A 26,139-nucleotide genomic window follows, 5' to 3' on the forward strand; every position below is an offset into this window, starting at 1 on the left:
GGTAGCCGACCAACGGTCGGTTCTACCCCGGTTGTGTGGGCGTGGGGCCGTCATGTGCGGTGGCGCAGGGCGTGCCGTCATCGGCGGCTGACGTTTGGGCGGGTACGCTGGCTGCCTTGCATAATCGTTGGAGCCCAGCATGCGCGCGATCCGAATCCTGCTTCCCACCCTGTTGCTGGCCGCCTGTTCGCAGCCGGCACCACCGGCGACCGATGCGGCTCCTGCGCCGACCTCACCGCCCACCACCACCGCCACGCCGAGCGAGGACGCGCCGGCGGCCGGCATGTCGCCCGATGCGGTGGCAACGCCGGCCGAAGCCGCTGCGCAGACCGCGCCGGCGGCTTCGGCACCGGATGCCAGCGCCGACAGCACCGGGGGCGACGTTCGTCAGCGCATTGAACGCCTGCTCGGCGATGCGCCCCGCTATGAGGTGGTGTTCACTGCCTTGCAGAAAGGCGTGGCTGCGCATGATGCCAAGGCGGTGGCGGCCCTGCCGCTGTACCCGGTGAGCGTCAACGTGGGCGGCAAGAAGCGCAAGGTGGCCGACGCGGCCACCTTCGAGCGCGAGTACGACCGAATCATCACCGCCGACATCGCCAAGACCATCACCGAACAGAAGTTCGACGATGTGTTCGTCAATTGGCAGGGCGTGATGCTGGGCAACGGCCAGGTCTGGATCAACGGCATCTGCCCGGCCAACGACTGCACCAAGGCCAAGGTCGGCATCGTGACCGTGCAGGACTGACCGGCGCGCATCAGCGGGGAACCGACCGCGGGTCGGTCCCTCATGGCTGACTGATGCCCGTTGACTGATGCGCGGTGCCGCGCGGGTAGCGATCCTTGATCGCTACCCGCGCCGGTGACTACTGGTGGTTGATCACACCCGGCAGGTACCGACCGTTGGTCGGTACGCGTTTATCCGGTATGCCCGTGACTCACCCCTTCGGGGTGAGCTTCAACAACCGGCCGTTCTTCCCGTCTTCCAGCAGCCAGATCGCGCCATCCGGGCCCTGTTCCACTTCGCGGATGCGCTCGCCCATGTCGAAGCGCTCGGCCTCGCGGGCGTTGTCGCCATCGAAGGCCACCCGCACCAGTGACTTGGAGGACAGCCCGCCGATGAAGCCGCTGCCCTTCCACTGCGGGAACTGCGTACCGGTGTAGATGATGAAACCGGCCGGTGAAATCACCGGCGTCCAGGTCACCTTGGGCGCGGCGAATTCCGGGCGCGTGCTGTGGTCGGGAATGTCGCGCCCGTCGTAATGGTTTCCGTTGGACACGATCGGGTAGCCATAGTTGGCGCCGCGCTCGATCAGGTTCAGTTCGTCGCCACCGGCCGGGCCCATTTCGTGCACCCACAGCCTGCCGCGTGCATCGAAGGCGATGCCCAGCGCATTGCGGTGGCCCAGCGACCAGACCTGCGCGGCCACGCCGCCCTGCGAGGCGAACGGGTTGTCGGCCGGCACGCTGCCGTCGTCGTTCAGGCGCACGATCTTGCCGAGGTTGCCGCCCATGTCCTGGGCCGGATCGAACTTCTGGCGTTCGCTGGAGGTGATCCACAACTTGCCGTCCGGGCCAAACGCCAACCGGTGGCCGTAATGGCCGCCGCCTTCCACCTTCGGGGTCTGGCGCCAGATCACCTTGAAGTCCTGCAGCGTGCCGCTGCCATCGGCGGCCAGCACCAGGCGGGCGCGGCCCACGGCGGCGCCGCGGGTGTCGCCTTCGCCGGCTTCGGCATAGCTCACATACACCAGCTGGTTCTTGGCGAAGCCGGGGTGCGGCAGCACGTCGCCGAAGCCGCCCTGGCCGGCATAGGCCACCTTGGGCACGCCGCTGATGACAGCGCGTTTGCCGGTTTTCAGGTCCACATGCTGCAGGGTGCCGGCCTTTTCGCTGACCAGCAGGCTGCCATCGGGCAGGAAGCTCATCGCCCACGGTTCGTTGAAGGTGCCGGCTTCGGTGGCGGCGAAGGGCCATTGGGCCTTCTTCAGGACCGGGGCGGACGCCTTGTCGGCGGCCACGCAGGCGGTGGCGAACAGGGGCAGGGTGAGGGTGACGGCGAGCGACAGCAGCAGCTTGCGGGTCATGGGGAATCTCCGGGTGGGGATGCGATGGCCAGCCATGGTTGTACAGCATGCCCATCAACGCGGCGTGGACCATACGTCATCCCCCGTAGGCGCGCGGGCCGTGATCGGCTACCGTTGGCGCGGGCTGCCCGTGGGGCGGCGCGTGCGGCTTGCCGCCATCAAACGGAGTTGGATCACATGAAACAACAGGTGCACAAGCCGTCCCCGGCCTTCATCGCTGCCTCGTGGGCAGCGCTGCTGCTGGGCGCGGCGGCTTATCTGGTTGGTCTGTTCAACGCCGAGATGGCGCTCAACGAGAAGGGCTACTACCTCACCCTGCTGCTGTTCGGGCTGTTTGCGGCGGTGTCGCTGCAGAAGAGCGTGCGTGATCGCGTCGAAGACATTCCGGTCAGCGGCCTGTACTACGCGCTGTGCTGGTTCGCGCTGCTGGCCTCGCTGCTGTTGCTGCTGGTGGGCCTGTGGAACGCCACGCTGCTGCTGAGCGAAAAGGGCTTCTACGGCATGGCCTTCGCCCTGAGCCTGTTCGGCGCGGTGGCGGTGCAGAAGAACACCCGCGACCTGATGGCCGCGGGTGGCACTGTGCGCGAGATCCCGCCGCTGCCCAGCGGCGACTAAGCGCGGGCAGGTGCCGCGCGCTGCCTCAGGTGCCGCGCGGCACACCCTTGTCCAGGTGCGACTGGTGCAGGGCAGTGGATTCATCCCAGCCGCGGCGCACCGCGTTGCGCGCCTGTTCCCAGGTCAGCTTGCTCTTGCCGCGTTCCTGCGCCCAGCGCGTTTCCAGCTCGGCTTCCACCTGCTCGTAGGCGCGGATCATCTCGTCGGCGCGGGAGTAGTGGCCCAGCTGGTAGGCCGGCTCGTAATCGTCGTAGAACTGGCTGTTGTCGTAGTACGGCTCGCTCGGGAAGCGTTCGCGCCAATAGTCCGATACCGCCTGGCGCGGCACACCGTCTTCCGGCACCCGGCCGGGAATCTGGTAATCAGTAGGCATGTGGTGGCTCCGGTTGGGTGAGGTTCCACCCTACCCAGTGGCCGGTTAACGCCGTGGACCCACGAGGTGAATGACACATCAAGCGTCATCCACCGCGCGGTGTCTGTTCAGGCCGGTCGGTCCTTGCGCGGCAGCATGTAGATCACCGCGCCCACCGCGAAGGCAATGCCGGCGGCGGCGATGTTCTGCCAGCTGGCACTCACGAACAGCGCCACGCACAGCACCAGCGCCAGCACCGGAATCACCGGGCCGCCGGGCAGCTTCAGCGCACCGGGGCGGTCGCGGAAACGGCGCGCCAGCACCAGCACCGCCGCGGCCGTGCCGATATAGGCGAACAGGCGCGTGGTCATCGACAACAGCGCCAGCTGCACGAACGAACCGGACAGCGCCAGCGCCAGTGCAATCACGCCCTGGGTCACGATGGCCGCCGCCGGCGTGCGGAAGCGCGGGTGCACGTTGGCCAGCAGCTTCGGCCCGTAGCCGTCGCGGGCCAGGGCGAACAGGAAGCGCGGGCCCATCATCATGGTGTTGCTGTTGGTGCCCAGGATGGAAATGGTGGCGCCCACGGTGAGGATCAGCGCCAGCGCTTCGCCGCCGAAGCGGGAGGCCGCGTCCGCCAGCGGCGTGGGCGAGGCGGCCAGGTTGGCCAGCGTGCCCTGTGCCACCAGCTGTACCGCGCCGTAGATGACGGTGACGCTGATGATCATGGTGATCAGCGCGAACGGAATGTCGCGGCGCGGGTTCTTGTACTCGCCCGCAGCGGCCGGGATGTTCTCGAAACCGGCATAGGCGTACAGCAGCAGCAACGCCGCCTCGCCCATGCGCTGCAGGTCGTGCGGGTCCGGGCGGACCCCGGAGAAGGCCAGATCCATGTCGACGTAGAACGCGCCGATCGCCACGAACAGCAGCAACGGAAGCAGCTTGCCGATCACCAGGATCACCCCGGTGCGTGCGGCCGAACGCACGCCGGCTACGTTGACGGCGGTGAGGAAGCCCAGCGACACCACGATGATCAGCACGCGGCCGAGGTCGTGCCCGGCCCATGGCCAGAACCGTGCGACTGCGTCGGCCAGCGCATTGCTGAGCGCGGCGGCCGAGCTGATCCGGGTGAGCCAGATCATCCAGCCGATCTCGAACCCGGCGAACCGCCCGAACGCCTCGCGGGCGTACAGGTAGCTGCCACCGGGCTCGTCGAAGTAGCTGGCCGCCTGCGCGTAGCACAGCACCAGCAGCGCCACGACGATGCCGGCGGCAACCACGCCCCACAGGCTGAAGGGCCCGAGCAGGGCGACGGTGGCGGCAGGCAGCAGGTAGATGCCGCTGCCGATCACATCGTTGATCGACAGCCCGACGATCTGCCAGCGGCTGACCGCGCGTTCCAGTTGGGGGTCGGCCGGGGCGCTCATCGGGTGTTTTCCGGTGCGGGCGGCAGGTTCCAGTCGTACTGCATCTGTTGGTACTGCGTGCGCGGCAGCAGCACGAACAGGGGGCGCCTGGTCGGATCCAGCCAGGCCAGCAGGCGTTGCATGTGTTCGGGCTGCATGGCGGTGCAGCCGGCGGTGGCCTCCCCCGGCGTGCGCCACAGGTGGGCGAAGATGCAGCTGCCCCGGCGGGCTTCGGCCTTCGGGTTGTGTTCGATCACAAAGCCCTCGCGATAGCGCACATCCCCCTTGTTGTGGAGGTCCAGGCGCATCGGCTCGGTGGAGCCTTCCACCGCGTCGCTACCCACGACTTCGGCATCGACGATGCGGTTGTAGTACGGCGAATCGGGCACGTCCATGCAGTAGCTGCTGGCCAGCATCGGCTGGTACGGCAGGGCGGTGGTGATCGTCGGGGCGTAACCGAAGGCCGGGCCGATGGTGAAGACGCCGGCCGGGCTGCGACCATCGCCTTCCTTCTTTACCGGGTCCCCGGGCTTCACCGGGTCACCAGGTTGGTGCGGGCCAACGCCTTGCGCCGGTACCACGCCCACGCCCCAGGCGCTGCCGTTGCGGCCTACGGCCACGTCGAATGCGCTGCCCTGTGGCGCCCAACCGTGCGGGGTGCGTGTATAGGCCTGCAGCCGGCCATGGGTCGCCTCCCAGCTGTCAGTGACGACCACGATCATCTGGTGGTGGTCCTGCAACGGCCCCACTGCCGGAGTGAGCGCGGCGGCGGGCAGGGCGCTGGTGGCCAGCACGACGGCGAAGACGGATCGGAACAACGGCAGCATCGTGGCGGACTCCAGAAGAGCAGGTGTTGATCAGGTGTCGATCAGGTGTTCGATCCGTTCCAGGTTCACCCCGAGCTGGCGGTGGCGGTCCGGGTTGGCGTGGCACAGCAGCACGAAGACGAAATCCAGCAGGGACTGCAACGAGGCACGGTACAGCAGCTGGGCCAGGTGCGGCGCCGGGTCGTGCGCGCACAGCACCAGTGAGGCGTCGGCGTGCGCGCGCAGCGGGTTGGCGCTGTGCCGGGTGATCGACACCACCTTGCCGCCTACGTCCTGGAACTGGCGCGACAGCTGGAACAGCTGCGGCAGTTTGCCGAACTCGGAAAACACCAGCATCACGTCGTTGGCGCGTGCCGCCGACAGGTTGGCCATCATCAGGATCGGGTCGGCGTGGTGCACGGTGAGCATGCCCAGCAGAGACAGCCGCATCGCGAACTCGCGCGCGTATAGGCCGTCGTCGCCCAGGCCGTAGACGAACACCTTGGGCGCGGCGTCGATCAACTGCACGATGGCCTCGACATCGGCCTGCGGGTTGGCCACCCGGGTCTCTTCCTCGGCGGCGGCCTTGCTCAGCCGCAGGCGCTCGGCGATGCCGATGTAGGCGTTGCTGTCGGCCGCAGCCGGCGCCTCGGCCCGGGTGCCGTTGCCGGCGCGGGCCACCGCCTCGCCGATGGAGTACTTCAGGTCCGGGTAGCCCTTGAAGCCCAGTTTCTGGCTGAACTTGACCACGCTGGACTGGCTGATCCCCAGCGCGCTGGCCAGCTGCTGGGACGAGTAGTCGCGCAGCAGGTGGGCGTTGTCGAGGATGAAGTCGGCGATGCGGCGTTCGATCGCCGACATGTGGTCACGCTCGGAGCGGATTTTCACCAGAGGGGGCATGGGTGGGGCATCGGGTCCGGAAAGGAGAGCATACGCAAGCTGCCGGGTAGCGCCGACCGTTGGTCGGCTGCGCACACCGGAATCGCACGAACAGCAGCCACCCATGGGGTGGCTCTACCCGCAGGTGGTGGAGGCAGCCTCACCACCGCGGCGGCGTGATCATCTCCAGGCCCCGCACCTCGGTGATGCCCAGCCCCGGCGCGTCGCTGATGGTGATCTCCGACTCGTTGAAATTCACCCCGCCGCTGACCGGGTTGAACTGCCCCAGCGACGGCCCGTCCAGGTCCACCTTGGTGATCACATCGCTCTTGGCCACCGCCAGGTGCACGGCCGCCGCCACGCTGATGCTCGACTCGATCATGCAGCCGATCATGCACGGTACCCCGTAGATGGCGGCGATGTCGGCAATGCGGATCGCGTTGGACAGCCCGCCGGTTTTCATCAGCTTGATGTTGATGATGTCCGCGGCGCGTTGCTGGATCAGGTCGACCACCTGGCCGGGGTTGAACACGCTCTCATCGGCCATCACCGGCGTGTTGACCCGGTCGGTGACGTACTTCAGCCCGCTGATGTCGGCGGCCTTCACCGGCTGCTCCAGCAGCTCCAGCACCACCCCGGCCTCTTCCAGCGTGCGCATCGCATGCACCGCCTGCTTGGCGGTCCAGCCCTGGTTGGCGTCCAGGCGCAGCAGCGCACGGCCCTGCACGGCGGCGTGGATCGCCTTGACCCGTTCGATGTCCAGGCCGATGTCCTTGCCCACCTTGATCTTCAGCGACTCGAAACCGCGTTCGATCGCCGACAGCGAATCGGCCACCATCTTGTCGATGTAGTCCACGCTGATGGTGATGTCGGTGGTGATCACCGGGTCGCCACCGCCCAGCATCTGGTACAGCGGTGCCTTGTGCAGCTGCGCCCACAGGTCGTACACCGCGATCTCCACCGCGGCCTTGGCGCTGGTGTTGCGCTCCATCGCACCCTGGATCAGCGCGCACACATGGTTGAGGTTGGCCACGTCCTGGCCGATCAGGCGCGGCTTGATGAAACTGTTGATGGCCTCGATGATCGAGCCGTGGGTATCACCGGTGATCACCGCGGTGGCCGGCGCTTCACCGTAGCCGGTATGGCCGGTGTCGGTGCGCACCAGCACCACCACGTCTTCCACCGTATCCACGGTGCGCAGCGCGGTCTTGAACGGGGTCTTCAACGGCACGCGCAGCATGCCAAGTTCGATGTCGGTGATCTTCATTCAGGAGTCTGGGCTCGAAGGCGCTGGATGTTGGTGATGCGGTCGATGTAGCTCACGGTGTCGCTGGCCATCATCGGCTCCAGCGGGGTCACCGACACGCCGTTGAGGTGCGCCTGCACGCGGGTGCCGTCGGGGCCGGACCAGCTGCCGCCGGCAGTGTCATGGATGACCCAGGTGCGGCCATCCACATGGCCGATGGCCATCATGACGTGGCCGGGGATGTAGACCAGCTCGCCCACCTGCAGCTGGTTCACCGCCGTGGTGCGCCGGGCCTTGCTGTCCTTGCCGGTGAAAGCGATGCGGTCCAGCGCCGGGCTCACCGCCTGCGCGCTGGTGTTGCGCGGCATCAGCACGCCCACGCTGCGGTAGATCTCGGACACGAAGCCGCTGCAGTCGCGGGTGTCGTAGTCGTGGCCCCAGCCGTAGCGCTCGCCGAGGAACTTGAAGGCCTGGGTGAGCAGGGTGCGCGGGGTCAGCGGCAGGTAGTCGGCGGCACTGTCCTGTGCGCGCGGCAGCAGCGCCGGTACCAGCGCCAGGCGGCCATCTTCATTGCGCACCGGCAGCTGCAGCACGTAACCGGCGTGTGCCTGCTGGCCGTTCACCGGCGTGCCCGGCGGCCAGTCGGCCAGCACCGGCAGGCGCACGCCCATGTCCAGCTGCAGCCGCGATACGCGGGGTTCTTCCGGCGTGTAGGCGGTGAAGGCGGTGGCGCCGGTGATCACCCGGTACGGCCCGTGCTGGCCGTAGCCGAGCACCGTGGCTGCATCGCCGATGCCGACGAAGCGCTTCTCGATCCACGCCGCATAGCGCTCGCTGGTGACGAACAGCCACTGGCCATCGGCGCTTTCATGGAGCACTGCCACCGCGTCGCCGGGGAACAGCGCCGACTCCTGGAAGCGGTCGATGTCGGTGTCGCCCTGGGTGGTGAATACCCGCAGCGACGTGGGGAAGGTGCGCAGTGCGGCGCGATGGGTGACCAGGCCGTACTGCAGCGCGCGTTGCGCGGGAATGGCGGCCAGTGCCAGGTTGTCCAGGCTGGTGGTGCGCTGCGAGGCCCCCAGCGTTTTGCCATCCACGCCGTACAGGGTTTTCTCCGGCCATTTCGACAACGCCTGCACCGCGGCCAGTACCTGCGCACGCGGCAGCTGTGCGGGCAGCGCGCGCAGGTCGTGGATGGAGGCATCGTCGGCGCGCATGCGCGCGTTCTGCGCCTGGATCTGGGCACGGTCCAGGATCAGCGCATCGGCGTTGGGCAGGCGGGCAGCCCAGTACTGCGGGGTGAGGTAGGCCTCATGCAGGCCCACGACATACGGCAGCGGCGCGCCCGGATCGGGCTGGCCAGGCGCGCTGCCATCGGCGGCCCATGCGGGCGCGCTGGCCACGGCCAGCAACAGCGCCAGCACGCGCTTCGCGGTGGCGGGCCAGAGGGCAGGGCGGAAACGGGTCATGGCGGCACTGTCCTCGGTGGGCAGGTTGGCGGGCGCAGCGCGGGTCATGCCGCCCACTCCGTGGCCACATCGGCTTCATAGCGCGCCGGCAGCGAAGGCGCCGCGCGGTAGTGGCTGCCCGCGCGAACGTAGGCGTGGGCGCGCCAGGGGAAGCGCGCGATGGCGGTTGCAATGGCGGCGTCCAGCGCCGCCCGGTCGGCCCAGGTGGTGCCGCAGCTGCCGCAGCCCCACACCGGCGGCTGCAGCGTATCGACCCAGCAGGCCTCGCCGGTGCAGGCGCGTTCCGGGCAGGGCAGGGAAGGCGTAGGGTCCGCCGTGCGTGCGGCGCCGGGCTGGCTCGGGTTCACCGCCGTGCCGTGGTGGCAGTGCGGGCAGTCCAGCATCACCAGGCGCATGCCCTTGGCGCGGGAGGTCTCGAACAACACGGCCTGCGCCCCGGTTGGCACGAAGCCGGCCTGGCAATGGTCGCAGCGCAGCTCTGGATGATTCATGGGGCACGTCCTCCAGCGCCGGCGGGTGTCATGGAATACTTATTCCTTTCGCTGTGGAATGCAAGAATAAATTATTGACCGGCGTCACGGCCCGTGTTACACAGCCCTTACCACCCGCGCTGGGGAAGTGTCGCTGTGGATCGTGCTGTTCGCAAACCTGCCGTTCGCCTACCGCGAGTGCCTGTCGCCGCCAGCCTGCTGGTGGCGGCGCTGCTGTCGGTGCCGTCGGCCCAGGCCGGTAATGCCGCTTCCGGCACGGTAGAGGACGCGGCCGAGCGCGCGCGCGTCGCCGATCTCATCGATGCCGGGTACTTTGCCCGCGCCGAGCAGCGCATCGCCGAGAACGGCAGCGCGCCGCCAGTGGCCTACGACGAACACACGCTGGCCTTCCAGCGCGAGCGCATGCGGCGGATCCGGCTGGACTTCAGCCTGGACACCGCCGCGGCCAAAGACGCCGTGCGGCGTTCGATTCCCGATCTGCGCGATGACGAATTCGAGCGCTGGGACCGGCAGGGGCTGCTGGAGCACCTGGATATCGACGGCACCCGGTTCTACTTCAAGCGTGCGCTGTCCAACCTGTTCCGGCTGAGCGATGAGGCGCGTGCGCGCCGCCGGCCCGACGCGCCACTGCCCAGCGACGGTCCGTTCGAACACCTCACCCCGTACCACGCCAAGGTGGTGGAGGCGGCTACGGCATCGGGAGAATCATCGGTGCTGCCGCAGCGGGTGGAGGTCACCCAGTCGCTCACGGTGAAGGCCGACGCGGTGCCCGCCGGTACCACGCTGCGCGCCTGGATTCCGTACCCGCGCGCCATCGCCGGCCAGCAGGAGCAGATCCAGTGGCGCGGCAGCACGCCTGGCCAGGCGCGCGTTGCGCCGGCCAGCGCGCTGCAACGCACTGCGTACCTGGAAGGCACCGCGGTGGCCGGGCAGCCCACCCGTTTCGAAATCCGCTACGCGCTCACCGTGCACGCGCGGCACACCCGCATCGACCCGGCCGTGGTACGGCCCACGCCCACCGACGCGGCGCTGGCCCCGTACCTGGCCGAACAGCCGCCGCACGTGCGCTTCACCCCGGCCCTGCGGCTGTTCTCCGACCAGGTGCTGCAGGGCGAAACCCGCCCCTACGAGGTGGCCCGCCGGCTGTTCGATGCGGTTGACCGCATTCCGTGGGCCGGCGCGCGCGAGTATTCCACCCTGACCAACATCAGCGACTACGCGCTGCACGCCGGCCACGCCGACTGCGGGCAACAGACCCTGCTGCTGATCACCCTGCTGCGCATGAACGGCATTCCCGCGCGCTGGCAGTCGGGCATGGTCTACGCCGACGACGCGGTGGGCTACAGCAATCTGCACGACTGGGGCGCGCTGTACCTGGCCCCGTATGGCTGGGTGCCGATGGATGTCACCACCGGCCGACTGGACAGCCCGCAGCCGGCGCTGCGCGATTTCTACTTTGGCGGGCTCGATGCCTACCGCATCGCCTTCAACGACGCCTTCAGCCAGCCGCTGGTCCCGGCCAAGCGCTTCCCGCGCTCGGACACGGTGGATTCGCAGCGCGGCGAGGTCGAGTGGGATGGCGGCAACCTGTACTTCGATCAATGGAACTACGACTTCCAGTCGCACATCGTGCCACTGGCGGTGAAGCGGTAAACGGCACCACCCACGATTCCATATCTGCAGGAGAGAGCAGGGAATGAACACGAACAGGTTGAAGCGGGCGGCGCTGTGCGTCGCGTTGGGGGCGTGCCTGGGCACGTTGGCGCCGGTGGCGATGGCGCAGGACGGCGCGGTGGTGGGCAAGCTGCTCACCGACCCGGGCCAACGCCTGGACAACGCCACGGTGACGGTGCGCAACCCGTCCACCGGCTTTGTGCGCTCGGTACGCGCCGAGGCCAATGGCAGCTACCGCATTCCGCTGCTTCCGGTGGGCACTTACGAACTGGAGGTGGCCGTTGCCGGCGGTGCGCCGACCCGCGTGGGCCAGATCAACGTGGGCCTGGGCAGCGCCACCACGGTCAACGTACCGGTGAGCGGGGTGAGCACGCTGGGCGCGGTGGAAGTACGCGCGCCGCAGGTGGTGTCGATGGTGGATGTGAAGTCCACCGAGTCGGCCACCAACATCACCCGCGAAGAGTTGTCGCGGCTGCCGGTGGACCGTGACATCACCGCCGTGGCGCTGCTCGCGCCGGGTGCGGTCAAGGGCAAGGGGTCGCTGGGTGGGCAGGGCATTTCCTTCGGCGGCTCGTCGGTCGCCGAGAACACCGTCTACATCAACGGCCTGAACGTCACCGACTTCTACAACCGGGTAGGCTTCTCCTCGGTGCCGTTCGGCTTCTACCAGGAATTCCAGGTCAAGACCGGCGGCTACTCGGTGGAGTTCGGGCGCAGTACCGGTGGTGTGATCAACGCGGTGACCCGTTCGGGCAGCAACGACTTCCAGGCCGGTGCGCAGCTGGTGTTCGAACCGCGCGCCTGGCAGTCGCAGGCACGCGACCGCTACACCGCCGACGGCAGCCGCTACATCACCGCCAGCCGCGACGACTACAGCCGCAGCGCGCTCAACGTGTTCGCCTCCGGCGCGCTGGTGCAGGACAAGCTGTTCTTCTTCGGCATGTACGAAGCGCGCGACTACACGCCCCATTCCACCAACGACGCCGGCACCGTGTTCAATGCCGGCAAGGCCGACGACCCGTTCTGGGGCGGCAAGCTGGATTGGCAGATCACCGACAACCAGATGCTGTCGCTGTTCGGCTTCTCCGACAAAAGCGACACCATCACCGACGTGTACCGCTACGACTACGCCAGTGGTCGTGCGGTGGGTGACAGCACCAACCAGATCTACAACACCGTGGGCGGCAAGAACTGGTCGGGCACCTACAGCTGGCAGGTCAACAACGACCTGACCATGAAGCTGATGTACGGCGAGAACAAGCGCAACCGCTCGCAAAGCAGCCTCATGGACCAGAACTGCAACCGCGTGTTCGACAACCGCACCGCCAGCCAGGGTGTGCCCACCGCGCTGCAGGGCGACCGCAGCTGCACCAGCAGTTCGCAGCTGGAATCGGCGCTGGACACGCGCAAGGCCGCGCGCGCGGATTTTGAATGGTCCATCGGCGACCACCTGCTGCGCTTCGGCCTGGACCGCGAAGAGAACACCTCCGACTACGAACGCGCCTACCCCGGCCCGGGTGGGCTGCGCTACGACGTGTACTACCGCACCCCGGGCAGCTCGCTCAACGGCGGCATCGTGCCGGCCAGCGGGCTGGTGGTGCGCACCCGCCGCTATGAAGTGGCCGGTTCGTTCGAGACCATCAACTCGGCCTACTACCTGGAAGACAACTGGCAGGTCACCCCGAATTTCCTGCTGAACATCGGCGCGCGCGTGGAAGGCTTCGACAACAAGGGCGGCGACGGCAACAGCTACATCAAGATCGACAACATGATCGCCCCGCGCCTGGGCTTCTCCTGGGACATGCGCGGCGACGGCACCACCAAGCTGTTCGGCAACCTGGGCCGCTACTTCCTGCCCGTGGCCAACGTGATCAACATCAAGCAGGCCGGCGGCTTCCTGGACGAGCGTACCTGGTATGAATTCCTGGGCTATTCCGGCGCGGCCAACAACGTGCCCGGGCTTGGCGGGCAGATCGGTCCGGTGGACAACTCGCAGGGCGACGGCAGCGTGCCGGACCTGCGCGCCGAGGTGAACCGCGAGATGGACCCGGTGTACCAGGATGAAGCGATCCTGGGCTTCCAGCACATGCTCAGCGAGTCGTGGTCGGTGGCCGCCAGCGTCACCTACCGCCGCCTGCACAACGCCATCGACGACATGAACATCACCGCCACCGGCCAGTGCGGCGCCATCGACGGTGTGTGGATCATGGGCAACCCCGGCCGCACCAACACCGTGTGGGGCGACAGCAACTGCGACGGCAGCAACGATGCCTGGATCGACATCGACACCTCGCGCGAAGGCTGGGCGTTGTACGACGATGACGGCAACTACGTGGGCCAGCGCGGCTGGGTCAAGCCCAAGCGCGACTACAAGGCGCTGGAACTGCAGGTGGACCGCGCGTGGGACGGCACCTGGGGCTTCAATGCGTCCTATACGCTGGCCTATGGGCGCGGCAACGCCGAAGGCCCGGTCAACTCGGACACCGACTTCGCCGATTCCGGGCGTACCGAAAACTTCGACAACCCGTGGGTGAACTACCGCGGCTACGGCTACCTGGCCAACGACCGCCGCCACCAGTTCAAGTTCCGCGGCAGCTACGCGTTGACCGACAACCTCACCGTGGCCGCCACCCTGGGCATCCAGTCGGGCAGCCCGATCACCCCCTTCGGCGCCGGCAACCCGTTCGACGACACCGATTTCCACAGCTACTACGTGTGCGTGTCCAACTGCCAGGCCACGGTGCCGTCCGAACGGGTGTTCGTGCATTCCCCGCGCGGGGGCGATGGGCGCACGCCGTGGACCTACGACCTGGACATGAGCATTGCCTACAAGGTGCCGGTGCCGCAGGACATCAATGTGAAGCTGGCCGTGTACAACGTGCTCAACCAGCAGCGCATCGTGTCGGTGGACCAGGACTACGAGCCGCAGGACAGCATCGGTACGCCCAACCCGATGTATGGCTACGGCACCGGCTTCCAGTCGCCGCGTTATGCGCAGCTCACGGTGACCTGGAACTACTGATGGGATGACCGCGATGAGGGTGCACCGGTGGCGTGCAGGCGTGGTGGCCCTGGCTGTGTCAGCCAGCGCCGCCGCGGCGCCCACACGGCCTTTCCAGCCGATGTTCGACCAGGCCCGGCAGCACTACGCGTTGCCGGGCCTGGCCATGGCCGTGGTGGAAGACGGCCAGGTGGTCTACCAGCACACCGCGGGCGAGCGTCGCGCGGGCACCGGTGAGGCCATCGATGAGAACACGCTGTTCAAGATTGCCTCCAACAGCAAGGCGATGACCGCCGCGCTGCTGGCGCGGCTGGTCGACCGCGGCGCACTGCGCTGGGACGACCCGGTCATCCGTTACCTGCCGCAGTTCCGTATGCACGATGCCTGGGTGACCGAGCACATGCAGGTCCGCGACCTGCTCATCCACAACAGCGGCCTGGGCCTGGGGGCCGGTGACCTGATGCTGTGGCCCGAGCCCAACGCCTTCACCCGGCAGGACATCCTGGCCGGGCTGGCGCACCTGAAGCCGGTCACCAGCTTCCGCAGTGGCTACGCCTACGACAACCTGATGTACGTGGTGGCCGGTGAAGTCGCCGCCCGTGCGGGTGGCAAGCCATACGACCAGTTGCTGCGCGAGGAAGTGTTCGTGCCGCTGGGCATGCAGCGCTGCCAGGTGGGCGCGTGGTCGGTGGCGGCGGTGGGCAACGTGGCCCAGCCGCACGCACGCCGCGACGGCCGCAACGTGATTACCCAGCCCGATGCCGAGACCAGTCCGGACCTGGCGTCCATGGCCGCCGGCGGCATTCGCTGCAGCCTCAAGGACATGACCCGCTGGATGCAGGTGCTGCTGGACCCGGCGCAGGTGCCGGGCTGGCTCAGCGACGCGCAGCGCCGCGCGCTGTGGACCGCGCACATGCCGATGCCGATCGGTGCGCGCCAGCGGCAGTGGGACAACGCGCATTTTTCCGCGTACGGCTACGGCTGGCGCCTGTCGGATCTGGATGGCCAGTGGAAGGTGGCCCATACCGGCACGCTGTCGGGCATGTACTCCTCGCTGGCGCTGCTGCCAGACCGGCACGTGGGCGTGGTGGTGTTGATCAACGGCGAGGCCGAAGACGCCCGCACCGCACTGATGCAGGCTGCGCTGCGGCAGTACACCGCGCCCGATGACACCCGGGGCGTGCTGGACTACGCGCGCCTGCTGCGCGACGAACAGCAGCAACGCCGGCACAGCGGCCACGTGCGCCCGGACACGCGTGCGCGCACGCCGGCCAGCCTGCAGGCCATGGCCACCTGGCAGGGCCGCTACCGCGACCCGTGGCTGGGGCCGGCGAGTGTGTGCCCGCGCGATGGCCAGCTGCGTTTCCAGGTGGAGAAGTCGCCCCAGTTGCAGGGCACGGTGATGCAGGTGGGCGGGCGTTGGCTGGTGCAGTGGGATACGCTCGGGGCCGATGCCGAGCCCTGGCTGCAGCCGCAGCCGGGCACGCCGCCCACGCTTGCCTTGCGCGCCATCGACCCGGATATCGACTTCAGCTATGACTACCAGGACCTGCAGTTCACCCGCATCGGCGATTGCCCGTAGCGCCTTGCTGATGGTGGCCGCCCTCGGCGGTGCACAGGCGCAGCCGGTACAGGTGTCGCCCGCCCGCACGGTGGAGCAGGCCGGGCTGGTCGACCTTGCCCGCCAAGTGCCCGACATCGCACTGGATATCCGCTACGCCGGCAGCAACAACTTCACCGCCCGCCCCGTGCCCGGCTACGACGCGCCCAAGTGCCTGCTGCTGGCCCCGGCGGCCACCGCGTTGGCCGCGGTGGAAGCGGACCTGCGGGCCGAAGGCTACCGGCTGCGGGTGTTCGACTGCTACCGGCCTGCGCAGTCGGTCACGGCATTCGTGGCCTGGGCCCACGACCCGGCCGAACAGTCGCGCAAGGCGCTGCAGTACCCCGACCTGGACAAGCCGGCGCTGCTGGGCGGCTACATCGCCGAAACCTCCGGCCACAGCCGCGCCGCCACCGTTGACCTGACCCTGCTCGATTGCCGCGCAGGCCCCTGCATCGCGCTGGACATGGGCACCGACTTCGACTTCTTCGGCCCGCGTGCGCATACCGATGCGGCGGACATCAGCGCGCCGCAGCGTGCCAACCGCCAGCGGCTGGTACAGGCGATGGCCCGGCACGGCTTTGCCAACTACCCGCTGGAGTGGTGGCACTACACCCTCCGCCCCGAGCCGGACCCGCACACCGCCTACGACGTGCCGGTGCGCTGAGCAGCGTGGGCGCGGGCTGCGCCGCTACACTGTGGCCTGACACGCCGCCCGGACCACGATGAACCTGCCGCTGCACTTTGGATTGCTCGGAACCCTGGAAGCCGGCCTGATCGCGCTGCTGGTCGGCCTGCTGGTGTACGCGCTGTGGCACCGGCTGTGCCGCGCGCTGGGCTGGACCGCCGGGCACGCCATTGGCTGGGCCTGCGTGATGGCGGTGGTGGTATCGGCCGGCATCGATGCGTGGAAGCTGTTTTACATGGGCATGATGCGCCTGGAGTCGCCGCTATACGCGCGGTTGTTCCTGGCCGGCATCCACGATCCCAACGAACTGGGCTCGCGGGTGGTACTGGAAGTGGCCGGTGCACTTGGCGGTGTTGCGTTGGGCTGGATGATATTCAGTTCGCGCTCAGGCGAAAAAAACGCCAGCGACGGCTGATATTCCGTTTGCATCCGGTTAAATCCGCGACGGTTGAATGCTCTTCTTACTACCTGCTCACCTGCACATAACCTGTGTGGTAAACCACGCACGTGGGCAGGTGGTTAACACCGCGTGCGCACGCCGATTGCGGCGCAAAGTTGATTCACAAACGGGGTGGCAGTGTGGGGCCGTGCGGAAACAACGAACCGTGCAACACCCCAATAGCAGGAGACCACCCAATGACTATTCGCAACCGCAAGCCCCTGATCGCCCTGATCGTCGCCGCAGGCAGTGTGCTGGCCATTCCGGCGATGGCCCAGTCCGCGCAGCAGAGCGCCGCGCAGGCACAGAACCAGGCCGCGCAGGCCCAGCAGGCAGCGGCGCAGGCCGGCCAGGCGGCAGATTCGGCCGCCGGTGCCGCCGCGCAGGCCTCGCAGCAGGCCAGTGGTGGTGGCCAGACCTGGGCCAGTGTGGATACCGACGGCAACGGCACCATCAGCAAGCCCGAAGCACAGGTCAATGCGGGTCTTGCGCAGGTGTTCGACCAGGCCGACAGCAACAAGGACGGCGAGCTTTCGCCGGACGAGTACAAGGCGTACGTGGCGGCCCAGCAGGGCAAGGCGGCCAGTGGCAGCGGCGCACAGCCGGGCAACTGATCCACGTGCAGCATGCAGTGCATTGAGCGCAAGGGCTGAACACCGCTGGACACCGGTGAACGGCAGGTAGGGGTTGGGCGGCTTCGGCCGCCCTTCTTTTAAGATGGACACCATGGATCATCCCGGCCGCCGGCCTCCCTTCGACGTCTACCTCCCCGTTCCGGGCGAACCGCCGCCGCAACGGGTGTCGCACCTGGCGCCCGGCGAGGTGGTGGTGGTCACCGGTGCTTCGCCCGGCGGCTGCGCGGAATCCATCGCCTTCGACGACCACGGCCCGCGGTGGGCCAACACAGCCCTTCAGCAGGTGCTGGGCGAGCTCAACACCCGCGGCCTGCCGTTCCAGTACCAGCCGCATGATCCCGAAGGCCCGGCCGCGCTCATGGCGTGGTGGCAGGAGACCGGGCAGCTGGCCAGCAGCTACCGCCAATTCAGCTGGCAGGGCCCAGGCCAGTGGCTGCTTACCCGCATCGAGCTGCCGCAGCGCGGCGTACTGGGCTGGGACGGGCCGCGGCCGTTCGGCCAGTGAGCCGATGATGTCATTGGGCTGGCGCGGCGCTGTTGTTATCCTTGCCCGATGATGACCTCCTCGCCCGCGCCCACCGGCGCCATCGGCCTGGTCGGTTTTGACGGTGACGACACGCTGTGGAAGAGCGAAGACTATTACCGCAAGGCCGAGCAGGATTACCTCGACATCCTGTCGCGTTACATCGACGTGCACGACACCCAGACCGCACGCCACCTGCTGGAAGTCCAGCAGCGCAATCTCGGCGTGTTCGGCTACGGGGTGAAGGGCATGACCCTGTCGATGGTCGAGGCGGCCATCGAGATCACCCAGCAGATGATCACTGCGCGTGACCTGCAGCAGATCCTGGACATCGGCCATGACACCCTGCGCCACCCGGTCGAGCTGATCGACGGCGTGCGTGAGTCGGTGACCGAGATCGCGCGGGACTACCCGGTGGTGCTGATCACCAAGGGCGACCTGTTCCACCAGGAGGCCAAGATCAAGCTGGCCAATCTGCGCGACCTGTTCCCGCGCATAGAGATCGTGTCCGAGAAAGACCCGGAAACCTACGCGCGCGTGCTGGAAGAATTCGATCTGCCGATCGAGCGCTTCTGCATGGTCGGCAACTCGCTGCGCTCGGACATCGAACCGGTGATCACCCTGGGCGGCTGGGGCATCCACACCCCGTACGCGGTGACCTGGGCGCATGAAACCCAGCACGGTGTGGCCGACGACGAACCGCGCATGGTCGACGCCCCGACCGCCTTCGACTGGCCGCAGGCCCTGCGCGCCATCGAAGCCAAGGCCGCGCAGGCCTGACCGGCATGCAGCGCCGCGGCGGTGGTGTCCCATGAACTTGCGCACGTGGCTGGTGCTGCTGGTGCTGATGCTGCCGTGGGCGGCATCGGCACAGCAGACTGCTGAAAAGTCCGAGGCGTATGTCGTCGATACCGGCGACGTGTGGGTGGACGGCCAGCTGCAGGACATCAACCACTATGCCGAACGCTACCCGGACAGTTTCCTGGACGAGGTGGCGCGCTATGCCGGCGTGTCGCGCGGCTACATCGCCGCGCTGATGTACACCCACGGCTGGCAGGCGGGTGACATCTACTTCGCCTGTTTCTGGGCCCATGCCATTGAGCGCGCGTGCCGCGACAGCGTGCAGGCCTGGAGCCGCGCGGTACCGGAAGAAGGCCAGCCCAAGCGCTGGGAGGACGTGGTGGCCGCGCTGCCGGTCACGCCGACCAACCTGCACTGGCGCGCGCTGCGCCACGCCATCGTGGCCAGCCACGACCACTGGGACCGCCCGATCACGCTGGACGCCACCCTGCAGCGCCAGCTCGGCGACCGCGCCCAGCGCCAGCGCGCAGCGAGCAACCCCACGCCGCCCGCGCGCTAGATTTCTGCGCACGCCCGCACCGGGGGTAGAGCCACCCCATGGGTGGCTGCATGGAATGCCATGGTCGCCAAGGGCAGCCACCCATGGGGTGGCTCTACCCGCAACGCCCCTTTGTTGCTGTGCAGATCGCGGTAACCCCCCGCCCTCGGCGACAATGCGCGCTTGCTGCACCTTCCCCCGTGATCCGTTGCCGAGTACGTAATGAGCGCCGACCGTTTCGTTTCACCCGACGATATCCGCAGCCTGTTCGCCCAGGCCATGTCCACCATGTACCGCACCGAGGTGCCGCTGTACGGCACGCTGGTGGACCTGGTGGCCGAGATCAACGATGCCGTGCTCACCGCCAACCCGGCACTGGCCGAGCAGCTGGACCGCACCGACGAACGCAGCCGCCTGGACCAGGAGCGCCACGGCGCCATCCGCGTGGGCACCGCCGAGGAACTGGCCACGCTGGGCCGCCTGTTCGCGGTGATGGGCATGCACCCGGTGGGCTATTACGACCTGTCGGTGGCCGGTGTGCCGGTGCATTCCACCGCGTTCCGTCCGCGCACCGCCAAGGCACTGGCGCACAACCCGTTCCGGGTGTTCACCTCGCTGCTGCGGCTGGAGCTGATCGAAGACGCCGCGCTGCGCGAGGAATCGGCGCGCATCCTGGCCCGGCGCCGCATCTTCACCGACACCGCGCTGGCCCTGATCGACCAGGCCGAGCGCGACGGTGGCCTCAGCCAGGACGATGCCCGCCGCTTCGTCATCGAATCGCTGGAGACCTTCCGCTGGCACGGGGATGCCACCGTGTCGCTGGCCACCTACCACGCCCTGCACGACGCGCACCGCCTGATTGCCGACGTGGTCAGCTTCCGTGGCCCGCACATCAACCACCTCACCCCGCGCACGCTGGACATCGACGCTGCGCAGGCGGCCATGCTCGCGCGCGGCATCGACGCCAAGGCCGTGGTCGAAGGCCCGCCGCCGCGCCGCTGCCCGATACTGCTGCGCCAGACCAGCTTCAAGGCGCTGCAGGAAACCGTGCACTTCCCGTCGGGTGAGGCGGCTGATGCCGGCACCCACACCGCGCGTTTCGGTGAGATCGAACAGCGTGGCCTGGCACTCACCCCGAAGGGCCGCGCGTTGTACGACCAGCTGCTGGCCCAGGCACGCGACAGTGGCGGCGCCGGCAGCACCGGGCAGGATTACCCGACCCGCCTGGCCGCGGCATTCACCGGGTTCCCGGACGACCACGCCACCCTGCGCCGCGAAGGCCTGGGCTACTACCGCTACGCCCTCACCGACGCCGGCCGCGCCGCCCCGTCCGCCATCGGCGACCTGCCGGCCGAAGCATTGATCGCCGCCGGCCTGGCCAGCGCCGACCCGATCGTCTACGAGGATTTCCTGCCGGTCAGTGCCGCGGGCATCTTCCAGTCCAACCTGGGCGGGGAAGAGCAGCGCGCGTATGCCGCCCATGCCAACCGTGACGCATTCGAGCAGGCGCTGGGCATGCAGGTCGAAGACGAATTCGCGATCTACGAACGCCTGCAGGCCGAATCGCTGGCGACGCTGCGCCACGCGTAACGCATAACACCGGAGTGCCACGACCAACGGTCGTGGCCTACCGCCGGTGGATCATTCTTTCATCGTGCCCGTATCCAGCCACCGCTGGTGCCACGACAACGCTTCGGGCAGCAGATGCGGAGTGTGCTTGCCGTAACTGTCGCGGCTGGCGCGCTCGAAATAATCGTTGAGCGGGTCGCGGAAATCCGGGTGCGCGCAGTTGTCGATCACCACCCGCGCGCGCTTGCGCGGGGTCAGCCCACGCAGGTCGGCCAGGCCCTGCTCGGTCACGATCACCGACACGTCGTGCTCGGTGTGGTCCACGTGGCTCACCATCGGCACGATCGCCGAGATGCTGCCGTTCTTGGCCGTGGACGGGCTCAGGAACGCCGACAGGAACCCGTTGCGCGCGAAGTCGCCCGAGCCGCCAATGCCGTTCATGATCCGCGTGCCCATCACATGGGTGGAGTTGACGTTGCCGTACAGGTCCACCTCGATCATTCCGTTCATGCCGATGCAGCCCAGGCGGCGCACCAGTTCGGGATGGTTCGAGATTTCCTGCGTGCGCATGATGATGCGCTCGCGGTAGAAATCGATGTTCGCCTTGAACGTTTCATTGGCCTGCGGGCTCAGTGCAAACCCGGTGCACGAGGCATAGCTCAGCACCCCGTCGCGCAGCAGGTCGAGCATGCCGTCCTGGATCACCTCGGTGAACGCAGCCAGGTCGCGGAAGCCGCTCTTGGCCAGCCCGGCCAGCACCGCGTTGGGAATGTTGCCCACGCCGCTCTGCAGCGGCAGCAGGTTGGCCGGCAACCGGCCCTTGGCCACTTCGTGCTTCAGGAAATCGATCAGGTGTTCGGCGATCTGCTCGCTGGTGGTATCGATCGGGCTGAACGGGCTGTTGCGGTCCGGGCCGTTGGTGCGCACCACCGCCACGATCTTGTCCGGGTCGCAGCGCAGCGAGGTTTCGCCGATGCGGTCGTTGGCGTGCACCAGCGGAATCGGCTTGCGATGCGGCGGCAGCGCCGTGCCGTAGTAAATGTCGTGCATGCCGTCCACGCCGGCCGGCTGCCACTCGTTGACCTCGATGATCACTTTCTTGGCCAGGTCCAGCCAGGTCTTGTTGTTGCCCACCGACGTGGAGGGCACCAGCGAGCCGTCCTCGCGGATGGCCGACACTTCCACCACCGCGGTGTCGATGTCGCCATAGAACCCGAACCACACGTGCTGGGCCACGTGGCTGAGGTGGATGTCGATGTAATCCAGCTTGCCCTCGTTGATGCGGTTGCGTGCATCCGGGTCGCTCTGGAACGGCATGCGCATGGCGATGCCGTCGGCCTTGGCCAGGGCACCGTCCAGCTCCGGGGCGGTGGACGCGCCGGTCATCAGACTGATCTGGAAGGGCAACCCCTGGGCATGCACCGCCTCGATGCGCTGGGCCAGCGCCACCGGCACCGCCTTGGGATAACCTGAACCGGTAAAGCCGCTCATGGCGACGGTTTCACCCGGCTGGATCAGGGCGGCGGCAGCTTCAGCGGATACAACGCGGTCACGCAGACGCGCGTTGGCAATGCGATCGACAGACATGACGACAACGTTTCTGGGGGGATCTGCATTATCGGCGATCCACGCCGTGCGGGGGGTGCGACCAAGGTGGGATGGCGCTTCGCGCTATCGGCACCCCTGTTCAGTTTCGCGATCACTTCTGTACCCGCAAGTATTGTTTTGCAGTGCAGCGTGCAACTTTTCCGAGGACCCTAGAAGATCGACCTGCATCCCGACGTGGGGGAGGGAGCAGAGCCCGCTGGCAGTTCGCTGCAAGCGGGCTTTTTATTGTCTGAAATTTGGGAACGGCCCCGTATACCCCTGTCCATGCACGCCCGATCCAGGCCGGGCAGAGTCCGGCGCTACGCCAGGCCCAGCCGGTAGGGTCGGATCCCCATCGACCGCCGACCCAGCCCATCGCCGCGGCGAACGCATGACCTTGGCCGAAGAAAGACGGACGGTCGCTATCGCCACCCTCCCGCTTCGCGCACCCGGCAACACGTAGGCGCGCCCAGCGCCCTGCATAATCCCTGCATGCCGATTCCCGCCGACGCCGTCCCCGCCGCCCTCGTTCCCCTCGTCGACCGTGCCCTGGCGCGCCTGGCCCTGTCGCTGGCCGACAGCGGCACCTGGCCGCCACCGGCCGAGATCCTGGACCAGGTACGCCTGCTGGCCATCACCAGCGATTTCGCCATCGACACCCTGTGCCGCCAACCGGCGCTGCTGGCCCACCTCACCCAGCCCGGTTGCCCACCGCTGGCGCGGCCCGAGCTGGACCCGCAACACCCCAGCGACTGGCCGCAGCGCCTGCGCCGCTACCGCACCGCCGCCTCCACCCGGCTGATCTGGCGCGACCTGGCCGGGCTCGACGACGTGCCCGCCACCCTGGCCGGCGCCACCGCCCTGGCCGAAGACTGCCTGGGCATCGGCCTGGCCGCGCTCGAGCAGGAATTTGCCACCCGGCATGGCGTGGTCCGCGCCGCCGACGGCAGCGCCCAGCAGCTGGTGGTGTTCGGGCTGGGCAAGCTCGGCGGTGGCGAGCTCAATTTCAGCTCCGATGTCGACCTGGTCTACGCCTACCCGCAAGGCGGCGAATCCGACGGTGCGCGCCCGCTGGCGGCCGAGGAATACTTCGCCCGGCTCGGCCAGCGCCTGGCGCGGCTGCTGGACGAAACCACCGTGGACGGCTTCAGCCACCGCGTCGACCTGCGCCTGCGCCCGTTCGGCAGTGCCGGCCGGGTGGCGCTGTCGTTTGCCGGCATGGACCAGTACTTCCAGCGCGAAGGCCGCGACTGGGAACGTTACGCCTGGCTCAAGGCGCGCGCGGTGGCCGGCGACATCGCCGCCGGTGAAGCGTGGCTGCAGACCCTGCGCCCGTTCGTGTACCGCCGCTACCTCGATTTCACCGCGCTCGATGGCCTGCGCGAGATGAAGGCGGCGATCACCGCCGAAGTCTCGCGCCGGGAAATGTTCGACGACATCAAGCGCGGCCCCGGCGGCATCCGCGAAATCGAATTCCTGTGCCAGGCCCTGCAGCTGATCCGCGGCGGCCGCGAAGCCAGCCTGCGCGAACGCCGCCTGCTGCATGCGCTGCCCGCGCTGGTGGCGTGTGGGCAGATGGCCGCGCAGGACGGTGACGACCTGCTGCATGCCTACGGCTTCCTGCGCCGCCTGGAAAACCGCCTGCAGATGCTGCGCGATGCGCAGACCCACGCGCTGCCTACCGACCCCACCGACCGCCTGCGCATCGCCACCGGCCTGGGCTACCCCGACTGGGACGCGTTGGTGGCCGCGCTGGAGGTGCAACGCACCCGGGTCAGCACCGAGTTCGGCGCGCTGCTGGCCCCGCGCAAGGGCCAGGCCGCGCCCGATGCGCTGTCCAACTACTGGCGCGGCCTGCCCGACAACGGCAGCGCCGAGATCCTCGCCGAGGCCGGCTTCCACGACCCGCACAGCGCCGACCAGTCGCTGCGCGATTTCGCGCAGTCGCTTGGCGTGAAGTCGCTGTCCGACAGCGCCCGCGCGCGGCTGGACCGCGTGCTGCCGGCGCTGCTGCACGCCGCCACCCGGTCGCCCCAGCCCGACGCCGCGCTCAAGCGCGTGCTCGGCCTGCTGCAGGCCATCCTGCGCCGCACCAGCTACCTGGCGCTGCTCGACGAACAGCCCAGCGCGCTGGCGCGGCTGGTGGACGTATTGGCGCGCAGCGCGCTGCTCGCCGAACGGCTGGCGGCCTATCCGTTGCTGCTGGATGAGCTGCTGGATGTGCGCGTGTCCGGGCCGATGCCCGACGCGGACGCGATGCAGGCCGAGTGCGATGCCGCGCTGGCCGTGGACGATCCCGAAGCCGCGCTGCGCCTGCTCAATGAGACCCGCCTGGCGCTCAGCTTCCGCATGGCGCTGGCCACCCTCGACGGCCGCCAGCGCGCCGTGGACAGCACCCGCCAGCTGGCCGAACTGGCCCAGGCGGTGGTGGTGACCGTGCATGCGTTGGCGGCCGCCGACATGCAGCAGGCGCACGGCGTGATCCCCGGCGGGCGCTTTGCGATCATCGGCTACGGCAGCCTGGGCGGGCTGGAACTGGGCTTTGGCTCGGACCTGGACCTGGTGTTCCTGCACGACCACCCGGCCGACCAGGACAGCAGCGACGGCAAGCGTCCGCTCGACCCGGGCCGCTGGTATGCGCGCCTGGCGCAGAAGGTGATGGCGCTGCTGGGCGCGGTCACCGCCGCCGGTCGCCTGTACGACATCGACGTGCGCCTGCGCCCGGACGGCGGCAAGGGCGCGCTGGTGTCCTCGCTGGCCAGCTACACCGAGTACCAGCGCGAGCGTGCGTGGACGTGGGAACACCAGGCGCTGGTGCGCGCACGCGGCATCGCCGGCGACGCCACCCTGCTGGCCGATTTCGAACGCGTGCGCGCGCAGACGCTCGCCCGCCCCCGCGATGCCGACGTGCTCTACGCCGACGTGGTGAAGATGCGCGCGCGCATGCGCACCGAACTGGACCGCAGCGACGCCGCGCGGCTGGACCTGAAGCAGGGCGCCGGCGGCATCGTCGACCTGGAATTCCTGCTGCAGACCGGCGTCCTCGACAGTGCCGGTGCGCACCCGCAGGTACTGGAACCGCGCGACACCCCCGGCCTGATCGACGCCCTGGCCACCATCGCCTGGCTGCCTGGCGGCACCCGCCAGGGCCTGCATGACGCGCACGCCGCACTGTTGGACGTCGGCCTGGCCTGCACCCTCGACCGCCGCCCGCGCCTGGCCGCGCCCACGCCTGCGCTGGAAGAAGCCCGCGCGGTCATCAGCGCCGCCTGCGACGCAGCCGGCCTCCCGTTCCAGACCCCGCACCCCGCGTAGCGCCGGGCTCTGCCCGGCTGCTCTTCGCCCGGCACCACGCAGCCACCCATGGGGTGGCTCTACCGATGCCGAACCCCCCGCGTATCGCCGGGCTCTGCCCGGCTGCTTTTCGCCCCGCATCGCGCAGCCACCCACGGGGTGGCTCTACCGATGCCGAACACACCCCGCGTAGCGCCGGGCTCTGCCCGGCTGCTCTTCGCGCGACACCACGCAGCCACCCATGGGGTGGCTCTACCGATGCCGAACTCACCCCGCGTATCGCCGGGCTCTGCCCGGCCGCTTTTCGCCCCGCATCGCGCAGCCACCCATGGGGTGGCTCTACCGATGCCCGAACACACCCCGCGTAGCGCCGGGCTCTGCCCGGCTGCTCTTCGCGCGGCACCACGCAGCCACCCATGGGGTGGCTCTACCGATATCGATC

22 protein-coding genes are annotated in these 26,139 nt (G+C 68.4%); 13 read left to right on the forward strand and 9 right to left on the reverse strand.

Going from position 1 to position 26,139, the window contains the following annotated elements; translation table 11 throughout:
• Window positions 1–139 precede the first annotated feature (139 nt).
• Entirely contained in the window at window positions 140–745 is a 606-nt protein-coding gene (locus ABIA71_RS13060) for a hypothetical protein (RefSeq protein ID WP_354285635.1), read from the forward strand.
• Window positions 746–935: 190 nt separating this feature from the next.
• On the opposite strand, the gene ABIA71_RS13065 is transcribed toward ABIA71_RS13060, so the two are convergent.
• Window positions 936–2,084 (reverse strand): PQQ-dependent sugar dehydrogenase, encoded by a 1,149-nt coding sequence (locus ABIA71_RS13065; RefSeq protein ID WP_354285637.1) that lies wholly within the window; start codon window positions 2,082–2,084, stop codon window positions 936–938.
• 177 nt (window positions 2,085–2,261) lie between these two features.
• Here ABIA71_RS13065 and yiaA point away from each other — a divergent pair, with 177 nt between their 5' ends.
• Complete coding sequence (gene yiaA / locus ABIA71_RS13070; RefSeq protein ID WP_128096224.1) at window positions 2,262–2,699, forward strand: inner membrane protein YiaA; 438 nt, start codon at window positions 2,262–2,264, stop codon at window positions 2,697–2,699.
• Between the two features lie 25 nt (window positions 2,700–2,724).
• Here the strand turns inward: yiaA and ABIA71_RS13075 are convergent, their stop codons facing one another.
• The 7 genes from ABIA71_RS13075 to ABIA71_RS13105 form a co-directional block, all read right to left on the reverse strand.
• A complete protein-coding gene (locus tag ABIA71_RS13075; RefSeq protein ID WP_038690880.1) occupies window positions 2,725–3,072 on the reverse strand; it encodes a hypothetical protein in 348 nt (115 codons plus the stop codon).
• Between the two features lie 107 nt (window positions 3,073–3,179).
• Window positions 3,180–4,478, reverse strand: a complete 1,299-nt coding sequence (locus ABIA71_RS13080) for an APC family permease (protein WP_354285639.1) — start codon at window positions 4,476–4,478, stop codon at window positions 3,180–3,182.
• The gene (locus ABIA71_RS13085) at window positions 4,475–5,284 is read right to left on the reverse strand and encodes a L,D-transpeptidase family protein (protein ID WP_354285641.1); all 810 of its coding nucleotides are present in this window, start codon (window positions 5,282–5,284) and stop codon (window positions 4,475–4,477) included. Before ABIA71_RS13085 ends, ABIA71_RS13080 begins: the two co-directional genes overlap by 4 nt.
• Before the next feature lie 30 nt (window positions 5,285–5,314).
• Entirely contained in the window at window positions 5,315–6,163 is an 849-nt protein-coding gene (locus ABIA71_RS13090) for a MurR/RpiR family transcriptional regulator (protein ID WP_354285643.1), read from the reverse strand.
• A 139-nt stretch (window positions 6,164–6,302) separates the two neighbouring features.
• A complete protein-coding gene (locus tag ABIA71_RS13095) occupies window positions 6,303–7,409 on the reverse strand; it encodes a dipeptide epimerase (protein ID WP_128096220.1) in 1,107 nt (368 codons plus the stop codon).
• Window positions 7,406–8,857 carry a C40 family peptidase gene (locus ABIA71_RS13100; protein WP_354285799.1) on the reverse strand — a complete coding sequence of 484 codons (1,452 nt, stop codon included), beginning with the start codon at window positions 8,855–8,857 and terminating at the stop codon, window positions 7,406–7,408. Before ABIA71_RS13100 ends, ABIA71_RS13095 begins: the two co-directional genes overlap by 4 nt.
• A gap of 44 nt (window positions 8,858–8,901) precedes the next feature.
• Window positions 8,902–9,348: a hypothetical protein gene (locus tag ABIA71_RS13105; protein WP_354285645.1), complete on the reverse strand. Its 447-nt coding sequence runs from the start codon at window positions 9,346–9,348 to the stop codon at window positions 8,902–8,904.
• Between the two features lie 177 nt (window positions 9,349–9,525).
• Between ABIA71_RS13105 and ABIA71_RS13110 the strand changes: the two genes are divergently transcribed.
• The 10 genes from ABIA71_RS13110 to hglS all read left to right on the forward strand — a co-directional run bounded on the left by ABIA71_RS13110 (window position 9,526) and on the right by hglS (window position 20,837).
• A complete protein-coding gene (locus ABIA71_RS13110; RefSeq protein ID WP_354285647.1) occupies window positions 9,526–11,001 on the forward strand; it encodes a transglutaminase-like domain-containing protein in 1,476 nt (491 codons plus the stop codon).
• 43 nt (window positions 11,002–11,044) lie between these two features.
• A complete protein-coding gene (locus ABIA71_RS13115) occupies window positions 11,045–14,044 on the forward strand; it encodes a TonB-dependent receptor (RefSeq protein WP_354285649.1) in 3,000 nt (999 codons plus the stop codon).
• A gap of 4 nt (window positions 14,045–14,048) precedes the next feature.
• The gene (locus ABIA71_RS13120) at window positions 14,049–15,605 is read left to right on the forward strand and encodes a serine hydrolase (RefSeq protein ID WP_502961245.1); all 1,557 of its coding nucleotides are present in this window, start codon (window positions 14,049–14,051) and stop codon (window positions 15,603–15,605) included.
• A complete protein-coding gene (locus tag ABIA71_RS13125; protein ID WP_502961246.1) occupies window positions 15,559–16,290 on the forward strand; it encodes a M15 family metallopeptidase in 732 nt (243 codons plus the stop codon). Before ABIA71_RS13120 ends, ABIA71_RS13125 begins: the two co-directional genes overlap by 47 nt.
• Window positions 16,291–16,348: 58 nt before the next feature.
• Complete coding sequence (locus ABIA71_RS13130; RefSeq protein WP_354285651.1) at window positions 16,349–16,726, forward strand: hypothetical protein; 378 nt, start codon at window positions 16,349–16,351, stop codon at window positions 16,724–16,726.
• A 221-nt stretch (window positions 16,727–16,947) separates the two neighbouring features.
• Window positions 16,948–17,364: an EF-hand domain-containing protein gene (locus ABIA71_RS13135; protein WP_128098195.1), complete on the forward strand. Its 417-nt coding sequence runs from the start codon at window positions 16,948–16,950 to the stop codon at window positions 17,362–17,364.
• A gap of 112 nt (window positions 17,365–17,476) precedes the next feature.
• Window positions 17,477–17,890: a hypothetical protein gene (locus ABIA71_RS13140; protein WP_128098194.1), complete on the forward strand. Its 414-nt coding sequence runs from the start codon at window positions 17,477–17,479 to the stop codon at window positions 17,888–17,890.
• Window positions 17,891–17,938: 48 nt separating this feature from the next.
• Window positions 17,939–18,688, forward strand: a complete 750-nt coding sequence (locus ABIA71_RS13145) for an HAD family hydrolase (RefSeq protein WP_128098193.1) — start codon at window positions 17,939–17,941, stop codon at window positions 18,686–18,688.
• Window positions 18,689–18,719: 31 nt separating this feature from the next.
• Window positions 18,720–19,268: a hypothetical protein gene (locus ABIA71_RS13150; protein ID WP_354285654.1), complete on the forward strand. Its 549-nt coding sequence runs from the start codon at window positions 18,720–18,722 to the stop codon at window positions 19,266–19,268.
• A gap of 201 nt (window positions 19,269–19,469) precedes the next feature.
• A complete protein-coding gene (hglS, locus tag ABIA71_RS13155; protein ID WP_354285656.1) occupies window positions 19,470–20,837 on the forward strand; it encodes a 2-oxoadipate dioxygenase/decarboxylase HglS in 1,368 nt (455 codons plus the stop codon).
• Window positions 20,838–20,888: 51 nt separating this feature from the next.
• On the opposite strand, the gene scpC is transcribed toward hglS, so the two are convergent.
• Window positions 20,889–22,403, reverse strand: a complete 1,515-nt coding sequence (scpC, locus tag ABIA71_RS13160) for a succinyl-CoA:acetate CoA-transferase ScpC (protein ID WP_354285658.1) — start codon at window positions 22,401–22,403, stop codon at window positions 20,889–20,891.
• Between the two features lie 492 nt (window positions 22,404–22,895).
• Here scpC and glnE point away from each other — a divergent pair, with 492 nt between their 5' ends.
• Window positions 22,896–25,718, forward strand: coding sequence for a bifunctional [glutamate--ammonia ligase]-adenylyl-L-tyrosine phosphorylase/[glutamate--ammonia-ligase] adenylyltransferase (gene glnE / locus ABIA71_RS13165; protein ID WP_354285660.1), 2,823 nt, complete (start codon window positions 22,896–22,898; stop codon window positions 25,716–25,718).
• Window positions 25,719–26,139: the final 421 nt, after the last annotated feature.

Source organism: Stenotrophomonas sp. 2619, assembly GCF_040548725.1.
GTDB lineage: Bacteria > Pseudomonadota > Gammaproteobacteria > Xanthomonadales > Xanthomonadaceae > Stenotrophomonas > Stenotrophomonas maltophilia_AP.

Excerpts from the sequence above, each read along its gene's own strand:
- ABIA71_RS13060 (WP_354285635.1), top strand. The coding sequence starts at position 140 with ATGCGCGCGATCCGAATCCTGCTTCCCACCCTGTTGCTGGCCGCCTGT.
- ABIA71_RS13065 (WP_354285637.1), bottom strand. The coding sequence starts at position 2,084 with ATGACCCGCAAGCTGCTGCTGTCGCTCGCCGTCACCCTCACCCTGCCC.
- yiaA (WP_128096224.1), top strand. The coding sequence starts at position 2,262 with ATGAAACAACAGGTGCACAAGCCGTCCCCGGCCTTCATCGCTGCCTCG.
- ABIA71_RS13075 (WP_038690880.1), bottom strand. The coding sequence starts at position 3,072 with ATGCCTACTGATTACCAGATTCCCGGCCGGGTGCCGGAAGACGGTGTG.
- ABIA71_RS13080 (WP_354285639.1), bottom strand. The coding sequence starts at position 4,478 with ATGAGCGCCCCGGCCGACCCCCAACTGGAACGCGCGGTCAGCCGCTGG.
- ABIA71_RS13085 (WP_354285641.1), bottom strand. The coding sequence starts at position 5,284 with ATGCTGCCGTTGTTCCGATCCGTCTTCGCCGTCGTGCTGGCCACCAGC.
- ABIA71_RS13090 (WP_354285643.1), bottom strand. The coding sequence starts at position 6,163 with ATGCCCCCTCTGGTGAAAATCCGCTCCGAGCGTGACCACATGTCGGCG.
- ABIA71_RS13095 (WP_128096220.1), bottom strand. The coding sequence starts at position 7,409 with ATGAAGATCACCGACATCGAACTTGGCATGCTGCGCGTGCCGTTGAAG.
- ABIA71_RS13100 (WP_354285799.1), bottom strand. The coding sequence starts at position 8,857 with ATGACCCGTTTCCGCCCTGCCCTCTGGCCCGCCACCGCGAAGCGCGTG.
- ABIA71_RS13105 (WP_354285645.1), bottom strand. The coding sequence starts at position 9,348 with ATGAATCATCCAGAGCTGCGCTGCGACCATTGCCAGGCCGGCTTCGTG.
- ABIA71_RS13115 (WP_354285649.1), top strand. The coding sequence starts at position 11,045 with ATGAACACGAACAGGTTGAAGCGGGCGGCGCTGTGCGTCGCGTTGGGG.
- ABIA71_RS13120 (WP_502961245.1), top strand. The coding sequence starts at position 14,049 with ATGACCGCGATGAGGGTGCACCGGTGGCGTGCAGGCGTGGTGGCCCTG.
- ABIA71_RS13125 (WP_502961246.1), top strand. The coding sequence starts at position 15,559 with ATGACTACCAGGACCTGCAGTTCACCCGCATCGGCGATTGCCCGTAGC.
- ABIA71_RS13130 (WP_354285651.1), top strand. The coding sequence starts at position 16,349 with ATGAACCTGCCGCTGCACTTTGGATTGCTCGGAACCCTGGAAGCCGGC.
- ABIA71_RS13135 (WP_128098195.1), top strand. The coding sequence starts at position 16,948 with ATGACTATTCGCAACCGCAAGCCCCTGATCGCCCTGATCGTCGCCGCA.
- ABIA71_RS13140 (WP_128098194.1), top strand. The coding sequence starts at position 17,477 with ATGGATCATCCCGGCCGCCGGCCTCCCTTCGACGTCTACCTCCCCGTT.
- ABIA71_RS13145 (WP_128098193.1), top strand. The coding sequence starts at position 17,939 with ATGATGACCTCCTCGCCCGCGCCCACCGGCGCCATCGGCCTGGTCGGT.
- ABIA71_RS13150 (WP_354285654.1), top strand. The coding sequence starts at position 18,720 with ATGAACTTGCGCACGTGGCTGGTGCTGCTGGTGCTGATGCTGCCGTGG.
- hglS (WP_354285656.1), top strand. The coding sequence starts at position 19,470 with ATGAGCGCCGACCGTTTCGTTTCACCCGACGATATCCGCAGCCTGTTC.
- scpC (WP_354285658.1), bottom strand. The coding sequence starts at position 22,403 with ATGTCTGTCGATCGCATTGCCAACGCGCGTCTGCGTGACCGCGTTGTA.
- glnE (WP_354285660.1), top strand. The coding sequence starts at position 22,896 with ATGCCGATTCCCGCCGACGCCGTCCCCGCCGCCCTCGTTCCCCTCGTC.